The organism is Glaciimonas sp. PAMC28666 (assembly GCF_016917355.1).
Lineage (GTDB): Bacteria > Pseudomonadota > Gammaproteobacteria > Burkholderiales > Burkholderiaceae_D > Glaciimonas.
The window spans coordinates 217078-230482 of sequence record NZ_CP070304.1; the positions used below are offsets into that span (position 1 = coordinate 217078).

General features: G+C 50.5%; 13 protein-coding genes. 3 read left to right on the forward strand and 10 right to left on the reverse strand.

The features are described from left to right. Positions 1–14 precede the first annotated feature (14 nt). A complete protein-coding gene (gene mltG, locus JQN73_RS00920) occupies positions 15–1001 on the reverse strand; it encodes an endolytic transglycosylase MltG (protein ID WP_205321239.1) in 987 nt (328 codons plus the stop codon). 123 nt (positions 1002–1124) lie between these two features. Between mltG and JQN73_RS00925 the strand changes: the two genes are divergently transcribed. Genes JQN73_RS00925 through JQN73_RS00935 form a run of 3 tightly spaced genes read left to right on the forward strand, consistent with a single transcriptional unit; the run spans position 1125 to position 3243 of the window. Beyond that, positions 1125–2174, forward strand: a complete 1050-nt coding sequence (locus tag JQN73_RS00925) for a folate-binding protein YgfZ (RefSeq protein WP_205321240.1) — start codon at positions 1125–1127, stop codon at positions 2172–2174. Between the two features lie 50 nt (positions 2175–2224). Beyond that, on the forward strand, positions 2225–2527 hold the full coding sequence (locus tag JQN73_RS00930; protein WP_205321241.1) for a DUF4936 family protein: 303 nt from the start codon (positions 2225–2227) through the stop codon (positions 2525–2527). Next, entirely contained in the window at positions 2518–3243 is a 726-nt protein-coding gene (locus tag JQN73_RS00935) for an NRDE family protein (RefSeq protein ID WP_205321242.1), read from the forward strand. The genes JQN73_RS00930 and JQN73_RS00935 overlap by 10 nt, the downstream gene beginning before the upstream one ends. Before the next feature lie 141 nt (positions 3244–3384). On the opposite strand, the gene JQN73_RS00940 is transcribed toward JQN73_RS00935, so the two are convergent. The 9 genes from JQN73_RS00940 to tfpZ form a co-directional block, all read right to left on the reverse strand. Next, positions 3385–3834, reverse strand: a complete 450-nt coding sequence (locus JQN73_RS00940) for a PaaI family thioesterase (protein ID WP_205321243.1) — start codon at positions 3832–3834, stop codon at positions 3385–3387. A gap of 198 nt (positions 3835–4032) precedes the next feature. Beyond that, positions 4033–4344: a Dabb family protein gene (locus JQN73_RS00945; RefSeq protein ID WP_205321244.1), complete on the reverse strand. Its 312-nt coding sequence runs from the start codon at positions 4342–4344 to the stop codon at positions 4033–4035. 269 nt (positions 4345–4613) lie between these two features. Further along, positions 4614–7220, reverse strand: coding sequence for an ATP-dependent chaperone ClpB (clpB, locus tag JQN73_RS00950; RefSeq protein ID WP_205321245.1), 2607 nt, complete (start codon positions 7218–7220; stop codon positions 4614–4616). A 326-nt stretch (positions 7221–7546) separates the two neighbouring features. After that, on the reverse strand, positions 7547–7996 hold the full coding sequence (gene moaE, locus JQN73_RS00955; protein ID WP_205321246.1) for a molybdopterin synthase catalytic subunit MoaE: 450 nt from the start codon (positions 7994–7996) through the stop codon (positions 7547–7549). A gap of 72 nt (positions 7997–8068) precedes the next feature. Continuing rightward, complete coding sequence (locus JQN73_RS00960) at positions 8069–8716, reverse strand: LysE family translocator (RefSeq protein WP_205321247.1); 648 nt, start codon at positions 8714–8716, stop codon at positions 8069–8071. A gap of 227 nt (positions 8717–8943) precedes the next feature. Then, entirely contained in the window at positions 8944–9201 is a 258-nt protein-coding gene (moaD, locus tag JQN73_RS00965; RefSeq protein WP_205321248.1) for a molybdopterin converting factor subunit 1, read from the reverse strand. Between the two features lie 86 nt (positions 9202–9287). Then, entirely contained in the window at positions 9288–10538 is a 1251-nt protein-coding gene (glp, locus tag JQN73_RS00970) for a gephyrin-like molybdotransferase Glp (protein ID WP_205321249.1), read from the reverse strand. 318 nt (positions 10539–10856) lie between these two features. Next, positions 10857–12317: a threonine synthase gene (thrC, locus tag JQN73_RS00975; RefSeq protein ID WP_205321250.1), complete on the reverse strand. Its 1461-nt coding sequence runs from the start codon at positions 12315–12317 to the stop codon at positions 10857–10859. Between the two features lie 225 nt (positions 12318–12542). Beyond that, positions 12543–13286: a TfpX/TfpZ family type IV pilin accessory protein gene (gene tfpZ / locus JQN73_RS00980; protein WP_205321251.1), complete on the reverse strand. Its 744-nt coding sequence runs from the start codon at positions 13284–13286 to the stop codon at positions 12543–12545. Positions 13287–13405 lie beyond the last annotated feature (119 nt).

The following is a 13405-nucleotide window of genomic DNA, read 5'->3' on the forward strand; positions in this document are numbered from 1 at the left end:
ACAAAATCTAACGTTCACCGTTGATATTTATTCACTGCCTGATTGTGTTCGCCAAGGCTGCTGGAGAAATGACTGCTACCATCACCCTTGGCAACAAAAAATAGCGCATCGGTTTTGGCGGGATTCATCGCCGCATGCAACGACTCGTCCCCAGGTAACGAAATTGGCGTCGGCGGCAGACCTGAACGCGTATACGTATTGTATGGCGTGTCGGTCGTTAAATCCCGCTTGCGGATACGACCTTCATATTGCTCACCCATTCCATAAATAACCGTGGGGTCGGTTTGCAATAACATACCAAGGCGCAACCGATTAACAAATACACCGGCGATGTTGGTGCGCTCCGCTTTACGTCCCGTCTCTTTCTCAACGATGGAAGCCATGATCAGCGCCTCATACGGCGTTTTGTATGGCACCGACAGATCGCGGTTGTCCCATGCGTTATTGAGTCGCTTCAATAGTAGGGCATGCGCTTGTTTATACACCTGCAAATCGCTGGAGCCCTTTGCGAACAGATAAGTATCCGGCGCAAACAAACCTTCCGGTAGCGCGTAGTCGGTCGTAATTTTAGCCATCAGTTCGGCGTCCGACAACAACGCCGTGTCGTGCTTCAGAGAGGTCTGGGCCGCAATGGCTTGCCGCATTTGATGGAAGGTCCAGCCTTCTATCACCGTCAGCGACTCCTGCGCAAATTCACCACGCACCAATTGCGTAATCAGTCGTGTTGGTGTGGTCCCGGGTTTTATCTCGTAGCTACCGGCTTTAAGCTTGGCGCTTTTGCCGCTCAGCCGGGCCAGGACGCCTAATAGTTCAGGATTGACTGGAACCCCTGCATCGGCGATTTGTTGAACGACGCTATCAAGCCCGCTGCCCGGCCTGACCGTAAACGGTATCGGCGCGCCGATTTCAAACACTGGCTGCCTAGCCCAATAAGACAAACCGACAATGGCAAGCAATGCCAGCACAACAACACTCAACAGTAGTTTCTTAAACAAAGTCAATCGCTCCACGGGGTTTTTGAATCAGGTCAGGACGGCGAAATTGGATCAAAGCCGACGTCTTTTTGCGACATCACTATAATCAACCCAACATGATAATCGCTGAATTGAAAATGCCCCACTTTTATGACTAAAATTGTAACCACCTGGCCCGAATTTCTTGCCCAATATCCCGCTGACAATCAGAAGATGGCACCGGATGCTGATGGTAATTTTGTTACTCCGATAACAGACCTTGGCCTGATAGCACTATCCGGCGACGATTCAGCCAACTTCCTGCATAACCAATTGACTAACGATGTCGCGCAATTACCGCTCGATCAGTCGCGCCTTGCCGGTTATTGCTCGCCCAAAGGACGCTTGCTGGCAACCTTGTTGATGTGGAAAAACGACCAAACCATTTTTTTGCAACTTCCGCGGCAAATTCAGGCAGCTATTCAGAAACGTTTGCAAATGTTTGTCATGCGCTCCAAAGCCACGCTAACGGATGTCACCGACAATTACGCGGTGTTGGGCCTCGGTGGTAAAGCCGTTGGATCTGCTTTAGCGCCTTGGTTCCCGGAACTTCCTTCGGCACCCTTCGCAAAAATCGACAACGCAAACGGCGCGTTAATTCGCTCCAGCGACGCCAATGGTGTGGCCCGCTACCAATGGATCACCACTCCAGAGATTGCTATTGCGGCATGGGTGCATCTGTCAGAAAAGTTACCCGCGGTTGGAGACCGGGTCTGGCGTTTAGGTCAGATTCAAGCCGGTGTTCCACAAATTACGCTGGCAACGCAAGAGCAATTTGTTCCACAAATGATCAACTACGAAGTAGTTGGCGGCGTCAATTTCAAGAAAGGGTGTTATCCCGGCCAGGAAATAGTTGCGCGCAGCCAATATTTAGGTAAACTCAAGCGCCGCGCTGTGCTGGCAAATGTTGACGCGATTGATGTCGCCGCCGGAACGGAAGTTTTCTCGAGCATCGACCCTTTGCAACCTTGCGGCATGATCGTCAATGCGGAACGACTTGAGCATGATGGCAACGCTTCTTCCTGCCTGTTGGAAATCAAACTGGCAGCGTTAGAAACTGGTAGCGTGCATTTGGGTTCTGCGAGTGGACCGCAGTTAACGTTTATACCGGTGCCATACGCCATGCCAGATCCGGTGGCACCTGCGGTCAAGCTTAAATAACGCACAAATAACGTCTGCTGCAACAAGGTTTTCAGGGTATTTGGAACTATATGGATCTCTATATTTATTATCGTGTCGCGGCCGCCAATGCGACCCAGTTTATGCAGTTGGCGACAGCGATGCAGAATGCGTTGTCTCGCGATTATAATATTGCGTGTGCATTAAAACGGCGACCGGAGGCGACCGAAGATCAACACACCTGGATGGAGGTTTATCTTGCAGTCCCTGAGAATTTTACGTCGCACGTCGCGCAGGCGGTTGTGCAAAGTGGCGCCGCTACCTTAATCGAAGGCGCGCGTCATACCGAATTTTTTATTTCTGAATCTTTTGCTACTGGTTCATCATGTGCCTAATCGTTTTTTCCTGGAAAGTAGTTCCGGGCCTGCCATTGATAGCAGCCGCAAACCGCGACGAATTTTATGCTCGCCCCAGCGCCGCCGCTGACTGGTGGGAAGATCGCCCCGATATTTATGCAGGACGAGACCTGAAAGACGGCGGGACCTGGCTCGGCATCAGTCGAACGGGGCGCTTCGCCGCGATCACCAATGTGCGCGCCCCTTCCGAGCGCCAGGACAACGCACCAAGTCGCGGTGCGCTCGTGGCTGATTTTCTCAGTAGTAAAGCCACAGCATCAGATTACATTGCTCAGATTAGCGCCAGTGCACACGACTTTAACGGTTTTAACCTGCTGATCCATGATGGTCAGGATCTGATATGGTATTCCAATAAAGGCGAGGCTGATCCACGCAACGGACAACCGCTGCCACCCGGCATCTACGGATTGTCAAATGCATTGCTCGATGTTTGCTGGCCGAAAGTGGTGAGGACCAAGGCACAGTTCGCCAGTTTGTTATGTCAGGGCGCACCCGATGAAACCTATTTTGACATGTTGACAGACACCACCATCGCCGGTGATTGCCGCCTGCCCTCGACGGGAGTTGGCATTGAAAAAGAACGTTTGTTATCGTCAGTGTTTATTGCGTCGCCGGATTACGGCACCCGAACTTCAACATTGGTGAAGCTTCACGCCTGCGGAACCGCAGTATTACAAGAACGGCCTGTGCATTAACCACCAGGCCCTGGACGGTAGCGGTAAAGATGGACAACATCGGTGCAGGTCAGTAAGACGGACCGATGATGTTCGTTATCAAAGCCTTATCGGGCTTCAAGAAGCGCAGCGATATTAAAACGTCGCACCAAAAAATCCCCCTCAAGCATCCGCACCACCATCAAATCCGCGCTGCGAATTGCGATCGCGCCCTGAACTTTTTATATACTTAAAAGTACCGAGCGACTTCGCTACCAATTTCTCGCCATTCCATAATTCAGCTTCACAAAAACACATCGTCGCCGAGCGATGAAAAGCTTTTCCCTTAGCAATAAGATGGCCGCCGATATGACCGCCCGGCTGCAAAAAACTAGTCTTCATTTCAATCGTCACTGCCCCACTTGCTTGCGGGTTGAGGGTACGGCCAGCTAACGCCATCACGACATCGAGCATCGTCATCGTCACGCCGCCATGGGTCGCCTGACCGCCGTTCATATGGTGCGGCTGCAGATCCAGCGACAATATCGCAGTGCCCTCGCCCATTTCTACGAACTCGACACCGAGGTGCTTCAAAAAGGGATTATCAAGCGGGAAGACGTGCGCAGGAAACATAAATACTTACTCTGAAAAATGTTGAAAATAACCAATTGGACGTTTAACCAGCGAATAAATCCGGCAATTAGAATCAGCCTGGCATTGAGCGAAATAAATAGGCTAAATTAATTAAATTGAATTATTTAACCGTGCTATTCAACCGGCTTTTTTACCAAATTATTACGGCAATCCAGTCTTGCGCGAAGAATAAGCGCTTCAGCTCTCGTAGTCAAAGCACTGCCGCGCTTCGCGCACCGCGCCAACGAAAGGCTTGATCGCAACGTGCGTAGGATGGTTCTGATACGCATCCAACGCTTCGCGCGATGCGAATTCCGCGTTTAGTATCACATCACAGGTCGCCTCCAAACCGTCTTGGGCAATCACGGCATTGAATTGCAGAATTCCTGGAACCAGCGCAGCACAACTATCCAATAATGCTTTTAGTTTCAGCGCATTAGTCGACTTATCTGCACCTTCAGCGTGCTCCTTTAGTTTCCACATAACAATATGTTTAAGAGTGATGCCCATAAATTGATTTATCCGTGAATGAGGTTGAGTTATAACGCGGTGAAGTGTAGCTGAAAATCCAGAATAATTTTTACCTTGCCCTGGTTACATTTCCAGGCCAGCGATACGCGCACTGGCAACAGCATCGGCATCCATCAAAATTAAGTTGAATGCAGGCAATCAGAAAAAAGCCACGAGGTTTCCCTCGTGGCTCGCCTTATCGTATTTCAACAGCCCGGGCTATTAGATTACGCAGCCTATTTCGGTTCATCAATGATCAGATAATCGTCTCAATTTCCCGATTTAGCGAACACTATTTCGCTATCCTTCACATTAATGTGAACGCTATCTTTTGGCCCAAATTTCCCTTCCAGTATCAGTTTGGACAGCGGATTTTCAATTTGCTGCTGGATGGCCCGCTTTAATGGCCGTGCGCCATAGATAGGGTCAAATCCTGCTTCCGCGATTTTTTGTAACGCGCTCTCGGAAATATCGAGTTGCATATCCAGTTTGCCAAGCCGTTGCTCCAGAATCCTCAGTTGAATCTTGGCGATAGCACCGATATTTTTTTCGTCGAGCGAATGGAAGACGACAATTTCATCGATTCGATTGATGAATTCCGGACGGAAATGATTCCTCACTTCTCCCATGACTTCCATTTTCACCTCAGCCGGATCGCTGCCCTCCATTGCCTGAATCCGATGCGAACCCAAATTCGAAGTCATCACGATAACGGTATTTTTGAAGTCGACCGTCCGTCCCTGACCATCGGTCATGCGGCCATCATCCAACACCTGCAACAGTACATTAAAGACATCAGGATGCGCCTTCTCAATTTCGTCCAGCAAAATCACACTATACGGTTTGCGGCGCACCGCCTCGGTCAAATAGCCGCCTTCCTCGTAGCCCACATAGCCCGGCGGCGCACCAATCAATCGCGAGACCGAATGCTTCTCCATAAATTCACTCATGTCGATACGGATCATCGCATCCTGAGTATCAAACAGAAAAGCAGCCAGCGCCTTGCATAGCTCGGTTTTACCCACCCCTGTTGGTCCCAGGAACATAAACGAACCGTACGGCCGGTCAGGATCGCTTAGCCCTGCCCGTGAGCGACGAATCGCGTCGGACACTGCAACGATGGCCTCATCCTGTCCAATCACGCGGCGATGCAATTCATCTTCCATCTTGAGCAATTTTTCCCGCTCGCCCTGCATCATCTTCGACACCGGAATACCGGTAGAACGCGACACGATTTCTGCAATCTCTTCAGCGCCCACCTGAGTACGCACCAATCGCGGTTTGGCGCTCGGATCGGGATTGGACTCGTCCAGCAAATCTTGCTTCTGCTGTACTTCGAGCGCTTTTTCGAGTTCATTCATCTTGCCATATTTCAACTCAGAAACTTTTTGCCAGTCGCTGTTGCGCGTCGCCTCGTCGATTTGCAGACGCAACTTCTCGATCTCCTCCTTCAAATGCTGGCTACCAAGCGCGCTGGCCTTTTCCGACTTCCAGATTTCTTCCAGATCTGCATATTCACGCGCTAATTTTTCAATTTCTTGTTCGATCAGACCCAAGCGCTTTTGAGAAGCCTCGTCCTTTTCCTTTTTCACCGCCTCGCGCTCAATTTTCAGCTGAATCAAACGACGGTCAAGTTTGTCCATCACCTCGGGTTTCGAATCTATTTCGATCTTGATCTTGGCTGCCGCTTCATCAATCAGATCAATCGCCTTGTCCGGCAGAAATCGATCCGTTATATAGCGATGCGATAGCTCGGCCGCGGCCACGATGGCAGGATCGGTAATCTGAACGCCATGATGCACTTCGTACTTTTCTTGTAATCCGCGCAAGATCGCAATGGTCGCTTCGACCGAAGGTTCGTCAACCAGAATTTTTTGGAAACGACGCTCTAAAGCCGCGTCCTTTTCGATGTATTTGCGATACTCGTCGAGTGTGGTCGCGCCCACGCAATGCAGTTCGCCACGCGCCAATGCAGGCTTCAGCATATTGCCGGCATCCATCGCCCCCTCGGCTTTGCCCGCGCCAACCATCGTGTGCAATTCGTCGATAAAGACAATCGTCTGTCCCTCGTCGAGAGCGATTTCCTTCAAGACCGCTTTTAACCGCTCCTCAAATTCACCGCGAAATTTAGCCCCGGCAAGCAAGGAAGCCATGTCAAGCGACAACACGCGTTTGGATTTTAAGCTGTCCGGCACTTCGCCATTGACGATGCGTTGCGCCAATCCTTCAACAATGGCAGTTTTGCCGACGCCGGGTTCGCCGATCAGCACTGGATTATTTTTGCTGCGCCGTTGCAAGACCTGGATCGCCCGGCGAATTTCGTCGTCGCGGCCTATCACCGGGTCGAGCTTGCCCTGACGAGCACGTTCGGTCAGATCCAGCGTGTATTTTTTTAACGCCTCGCGCTGCCCGTCACCATCCTGCGATGCCACGTTATCGCCACCGCGCACAGCGCTAATCGCCGCCTCCAATGCCTTCCGCGTCAACCCATGCTCACGCGCCAGTTTACCGGCTTCCGATTTATCATCCAGCAGTCCAAGCAACAGCATCTCACTGGCGATAAATTGATCGCCATGTTTTTGCGCTTCCCTATCCGCGATGTTTAGCAAGCCCAGCAATTCCCGGCCAATTTGTACTTCGCCGCCATTGCCGGATACTTTAGGCAAGCGCTCCAACGCTGCCTTGAGCCCACTTGAGAGCGCCGCCACATTAACCCCGGCACGCTGCAATAATGAGCGGGCGCTCCCATCATCCTGATTGAGGAGCGCAATCAGAATATGGATCGGGTCAATATATTGGTTGTCATTCCCGACTGCCTGGCTTTGGGCGTCCGATATGGCTTCCTGCAATTTTGTCGTGAGTTTGTCGAAACGCATGGTGATCTCCAAAATATCTGTTACATAGAATCGTATACTTTATCTCTACAGAAAATTGGGGCTTATCTATTTTTTTCAAGAATGTTGATTCTCAAGCGCAGTAATCAAGTAAATTAAGATGATAAAAATACAACTAAAGTATTACAGTAGCCGCTGCCGCACTTCGAAGGCTTGACTGTAATGGACATTTTTATGGATCACCAGGCGCGACTGCACCGATGGCGGGGGATAAACGGGCGGAAAGGGACGGGAGAAGCACCAGCCGAGCGCCGGTAAAACTGGATTAAGGGATCAGGCAATCTTGTTTAGCCCTTATCCAACCAACTTTAGCGCCACTTATTGCGCGCCGCATCATCACTATCGCGTGCATCGACCCATCGCGCACCTTCGGGCGTTTGTTCTTTTTTCCAGAAAGGCGCATCGGTTTTCAGGTAATCGATGATAAATTCACAGGCGGAAAAGGCCTCTCCCCGATGCGAGGCGGCCACTGCCACCAGTACGATCTGATCCATCGGCATTAATGGCCCGACGCGATGAATCACCAAGGCGTCGACGATTTCCCAGCGCGCTTTAGCTTGCTCCACAATTGCTGACAATGCATTTTCGGTCATGCCCGGATAATGCTCAAGCGTCATTTCTGCTACTGAACTGCCAGCGTTAATATCTCTGACCGCGCCAACAAAACTCACTACCGCACCGATTTTCGGATTGCTGCGGCGTAAATCCAGAAGCTCTGTAGAAAGATCAAAGTCAGCGGTTTGTATTCGTATTGGCATAAAGCGGTCCTTGAGGGCAATTCTTGTTGAAAGTTGAAATGGCACCTATCGAACCAAACTAAATTGAGTGAATCACTTTGGGCTATGCCTGATGCTTGCCAGCAACGCACCTGCGCCGATAAAAACGCATCCCGACACGCGATTGAATACGCGCGCTCGTCCCTGCGCTCTCAGCCATGGCGCTGCCCGCACGGCAAAGCTAGAATAAAACGTCAGGCCAGCCAGTTCGCAGCAAATAAATGTCAAACCTAAAATCAGGAATTGTGGCACCTGTGGTGCTTGCGGATTCAAAAATTGCGGGAATAGCGCGGTAAAAAACAGCAGCGCCTTAGGATTGCTGGCACCCACCAAAAACCCGTTTAAATACAACCTCAACAGCAATCGCGGCGAAGTTGATTTGACTTCTGTGTTTTCATTTTCAACTTCAAAATTTGATTGGTGCGAGCGGAAAGTTTTTATGCCAATATAAATTAAATAGGCCGCACCGCACCATTTGATCGTCAAAAATATCTTCTCAGAGGTCGCCAGAACGGCACCCAAACCAAACGCCGATACCGTCATCACCAGGCAGACCGCGGTCAAACTGCCGAACGCACCGAAAAGCGCCCGACGTACCCCAAAGTTAACCGCATTGGTCACACAATTGAGGACGGTTGGTCCTGGGGTTGCCACCAACACGGCGACAGCTGCGAGATAAAAAAGCCACGTTTGAAGTTGCATACGATCCTTACCAGTCAGATTGAAGGGACATAAAGTTGGACATTGAGTTGGACATTGAGCGCTCGCAGTAATGTCGCTAGTTTGCGTTAAGAATGGCCGTGCAAGTTACCTTAAAAAATTACCGACGATTACCTACCCCCACCATCGACTCATCAAGCGTATTTTGCGTTAATCGGTAAGTCTGACTATGGAACATGCTTGCCAACGATTTCAATTTTTCGCGTCCGTCAGCCACCGGTCACGGGAGGGAAAAACGCCACTTCGCAATCCTCAGTCAATGGCTGATCAGCGGTCGTCATGATTTGATTGTAAGCCATACGCAAGGCCTTGCCCTCTCCCAAAACCTCTTCCCACTTACCGCCCCGGGTGCGTAAATAGTCACGCACATCGCCGACTGAAGCCACCGACTCTGGAAGCTCGACTGTCTCCTGCGTCAGATTAAGCGCTTCACGAACGCTGGCAAAAAAACGTAATTGAATCTTCATTGAATTTTCTCACTCTCCAAGCTGAAGGGATTTGTTTGCATCCATGCTGGTTGCCTCACATATTGCATCTGAATCAACGTTATGTCCTAGCGTAATAACGCCGAAAATGGATGAAAGCGCACAATGTCACCAACAGCAATAGTTTTTCCGGCAGGATTATCAACCAGGCCATCGCCCCATACGGTCGACGTCAGCACGCCCGAACCCTGTTGCGGAAACAGATCGAGACCACCGTGAACATTGAATTTTACGCGTAAGAACTCTTGCCGGCTATCAGCCTTGATCCAGGCGAAGTCTGCGCGCACGGAATAGGTTTCAGGTGTCACATGATGACAACCTTGCAAGCGCAAAATAAAAGGTCGCACAAACAGCAAAAAGGTCACAAAACTCGATACAGGATTGCCAGGCAAGCCCATAAAAAATGCCGTATCAACGCTATCAACGCCATCGACACTGCCGCTGCCGCTGCGGTTGATTTCACCAAAAGCCAGCGGTTTTCCGGGCTTCATCGCAATTTGCCACATGTTGAGCTGGCCTTCCGCTTCTACCGCAGGCTTCACATGATCTTCTTCTCCGACGGAGACGCCGCCAGAAGTAATAATCAGGTCATGCTGCTCTGCCGCTAGTCGTAAGGTGCTGCGGGTAGCGGCGAGTGAATCGGGAACAATACCGTAATCGGTGATTTCACATCCGAGATTTTCCAGCAATCCGCGCAATACGAAGCGATTTGAATTGTAGATAGCACCCGCTTTCAACGCATCACCCGGCATCGCCAATTCGTCGCCGGTAAAAAACACAGCGACCCGTAATTTGCGAAATACCGGCAAGTCGGCTAATCCGACCGAGGACGCCAGGCCGAGATGTTGGGGTTGCAGTCGTGTGCCAGCGGGAAGAATTTCTTTACCCGCGTGAATATCTTCACCCGCGCGTCGGATCCATTCGCCGGATTTGGGCGCATGGTTTATCACTACCGCATCTCCGTCTACAGCGCACATTTCCTGCATGACGACCGCGTCAGCACCAGCAGGAATCATGGCGCCGGTGAATATCCGGGCGGCGGTGCCGGCCTGTAATGGCTGGCCGACGTGGCCGGCGGGGATGCGTTGCGATATGGGGAGTCTCGCAGCACCGCTGGCGCAGTCTTCTGCGCGCACAGCGTAGCCGTCCATTTGGGTGTTGTCGGCTGGGGGGACGTTTAGTTGGGATGTTTGAGGGGTCGCGAGGATGCGGCCGTTGGCGGATAACGTTGGGGTGGTTTCAACGGTGGTGATTGGGCGGGCGGCGTTTAACAGGAAATCTAGTGCTGCTGGGACGGTGAGCATTGTTGGTTTTTGCATCTTTTGTTCATCCGTTTAATTGGGGTTGGTTTGGTTTAAATAGAGCTGGTGGATTTTCACTTTTTCTTGCTTCGGCTCGGCACCCCCGCCGAGAGTAAGTAACCAGAAAGAGGACCACCGCAGTGATGTTGCCCTTTGGGTTTCCTAGCATTACGGTCATTTTTAATTAATAAGGCTATTGCTCCGTTGAGGCTTGTTTCGGTTTTTCGGTTTTCGGTTTTCGTTAGTTAACTTGGTTAAGTAACGAAAACCGAACAAGCCCCGCAGGGCCCAACGACGACCTAAATTATCCGAATCAACCTTCACCTCCGCAACAATTTACAACCCCGTATGCCCAGCAATAAACCCCTTAACAACCCCCACATCCGCAGCCATAACCTCAAACCGCTGCGGCAAATCCTCAATATTCTCAAACCCCTCAGGCCGCTCAGCATCCCGCCCCAACGCCTCACGAATCGTTTCATTAAACTTTGCGGGCAATGCCGTTTCCAACACAATCATCGTCACTCCGGGCGACAAATAATCGCGGGCGACTTTCACGCCATCGGCGGTGTGGGTATCAATCGTGATGCCATAACGCTTCTCAACATCTCGGATAGTATCCAAACGATCCTGATGGGTTGACTTACCCGACTGAAAACCATACTCCGCAATTTTACGGAATTCATCACCGTCGCTGCCGGGCGCGCCCGACAAATCAAAGCCTCCCTGGGTTTCAACTTTGTGAAACAACGCACTTAAACGCACGGGATCTTGTCCGATCAAGTCGTACACAAACCGCTCAAAATTGGACGCTTTGCTGATATCCATGCTCGGGCTACTGGTGTGGTACGTTTCGGCCGATTTACGAACGCGATAGATACCAGTGCGGAAAAACTCATCGAGAACATCGTTTTCGTTGGTCGCTGCTACCAGTTTATCGATCGGCAAACCCATCATTCGCGCTATATGACCCGCGCAAACATTGCCAAAGTTGCCAGAGGGAACAGTAAACGACACTTTTTGGTCGTTGCTGGTCGTCGCACTCAAATAGCCACGGAAGTAATACACCACCTGCGCCACAACGCGTGCCCAATTGATTGAATTCACGGTACCAATCTTTTGCGCTGCTTTAAACGCGTGATCGTTGGAAACCGCCTTGACCATATCCTGACAGTCATCAAAATTACCCTCGACAGCAATATTGAAAATATTCGGATCTTGTAGACTAAACATTTGCGCTGACTGGAACGCGCTCATCTTTCTGTGAGGCGACAGCATAAACACGCGAATGCCCTTCTTGCCGCGCATCGCGTATTCCGCCGCGCTACCGGTATCGCCAGACGTCGCACCAAAAATATTCAGCGCCGCATCATCCTTCGCCAAGGTGTATTCGAACAGATTGCCCAACAGCTGCATCGCCATATCCTTGAACGCCAGGGTCGGTCCGTTGGACAGCGCCTGCAAGACCAGTTTGCACCCGTCAACTTCTTCCAGAACACGCAACGGCGTAATTTGGTTGGCGTCCTCACCCGCTCGACCATTGCGATAGACGGTCCCGGTATAGGTTTTGTGCACCAACGCCCGCAGATCGGCTTCCGGGATATCCGTCGCAAACTTCCGCAACACCTCAAACGCCAGCTCTGCGTATGACAATGTGCGCCAATGATTTAACTCTGCAGCGCTAACCTGCGGATATTCCGAGGGTAAATACAAGCCACCGTCCGGTGCCAGACCGCCCAGCAAAATGTGCGAAAAAGATTGTGCCGTAGCGTGGCCGCGCGTGGAAACGTATTGCATAGAGAGTGTCGGTAAAAGGTGTAAGTCTGCCAGGGCAGTGAATAAAGTATCAGTCAGGATTGGTTCATCAAGGCAAAACGCTGCCGTTCAGCTCATCCAACAGCATTATAGCTGCCGATCTCATGGGAACGCTTATTGATGTTTAACCGAGTATGAGAATCTAGGCAGGAGCGTTATTTTTGAAGCGCTAATCATCACTTTACCGACTTTAGTCCCGTAGTCAGCCTACCAGGGATGAAATGACGCAACTTCTAGAAAGTTGCCTGTATTTTTTTGAACGATTACAGCCAAATCTGCGGTCTTGGCTTTAAGCGGGAAATAGCCAATTCCGCCAGAAACTTTCGCGTATTTCTTTTCCAGCGCGTCTATACCGGGCGCATTATCTTTATTCAACTCGATGAGTTCATTTAGCGACTTAATGCGGCTCAAAGCCGCTGTTTTCTGGGTTGCGTAGGGTTCGTAGTATTGCGGCAACTGAGGCAAATCATCCCCTCCACTGATGGCGCTAAATAAAATGGCATTTCGTGCGTCCACATCGGCCGGCATAACAGCAGCGATCACTTGAGGCCCCAATAAAGGCAAGCTTTGATACTCCGGCCGGACATGAAGCAGCTTTTCATGGGTCAGATCGTTTGCATACACTAAATCAAACCGACCCACGTTATATACGATGTAGACCGGACGCGCTATAAACGCGATATGCAGACCGTAGAGCAAGGCAAAAACCTGAACAAGCGCTACGACCGCTAAATCGCGCTTCAATTCTTTTTTCTTAGTGTTATAGACAATCAACGTTATCAGTGGCCCTAGCACCACATCAACCATCAACACCATCAGGAAAATATCAGTTATACCAGTGGCGGAAGCAATTGATCCCGGATACCACAAAAGAAATACAAGAGCAGCCGACAACAGCGCCAACCCCATCGATACCAATAAATGCCAGCCAAAAGCCTTAAAACGATTCATTTCTTCCCCCGATTGGTATTTTTTTATCCTGCATCAATCAAGTCATTTTCAACATCATGACGTTATTTCGCCTAAATCTTGGCTAAAATTTTTTTATGAACGCTAAAAGCGACCGAGGG

What these genes read in the sequence shown, in the direction of transcription:
- JQN73_RS00925 (WP_205321240.1), top strand. Translation starts at nt 1,125, where the DNA reads ATGACTAAAATTGTAACCACCTGGCCCGAATTTCTTGCCCAATATCCC.
- JQN73_RS00930 (WP_205321241.1), top strand. Translation starts at nt 2,225, where the DNA reads ATGGATCTCTATATTTATTATCGTGTCGCGGCCGCCAATGCGACCCAG.
- JQN73_RS00935 (WP_205321242.1), top strand. Translation starts at nt 2,518, where the DNA reads ATGTGCCTAATCGTTTTTTCCTGGAAAGTAGTTCCGGGCCTGCCATTG.
- JQN73_RS00940 (WP_205321243.1), bottom strand. Translation starts at nt 3,834, where the DNA reads ATGTTTCCTGCGCACGTCTTCCCGCTTGATAATCCCTTTTTGAAGCAC.
- JQN73_RS00945 (WP_205321244.1), bottom strand. Translation starts at nt 4,344, where the DNA reads ATGGGCATCACTCTTAAACATATTGTTATGTGGAAACTAAAGGAGCAC.
- clpB (WP_205321245.1), bottom strand. Translation starts at nt 7,220, where the DNA reads ATGCGTTTCGACAAACTCACGACAAAATTGCAGGAAGCCATATCGGAC.
- moaE (WP_205321246.1), bottom strand. Translation starts at nt 7,996, where the DNA reads ATGCCAATACGAATACAAACCGCTGACTTTGATCTTTCTACAGAGCTT.
- JQN73_RS00960 (WP_205321247.1), bottom strand. Translation starts at nt 8,716, where the DNA reads ATGCAACTTCAAACGTGGCTTTTTTATCTCGCAGCTGTCGCCGTGTTG.
- moaD (WP_205321248.1), bottom strand. Translation starts at nt 9,201, where the DNA reads ATGAAGATTCAATTACGTTTTTTTGCCAGCGTTCGTGAAGCGCTTAAT.
- glp (WP_205321249.1), bottom strand. Translation starts at nt 10,538, where the DNA reads ATGCAAAAACCAACAATGCTCACCGTCCCAGCAGCACTAGATTTCCTG.
- thrC (WP_205321250.1), bottom strand. Translation starts at nt 12,317, where the DNA reads ATGCAATACGTTTCCACGCGCGGCCACGCTACGGCACAATCTTTTTCG.
- tfpZ (WP_205321251.1), bottom strand. Translation starts at nt 13,286, where the DNA reads ATGAATCGTTTTAAGGCTTTTGGCTGGCATTTATTGGTATCGATGGGG.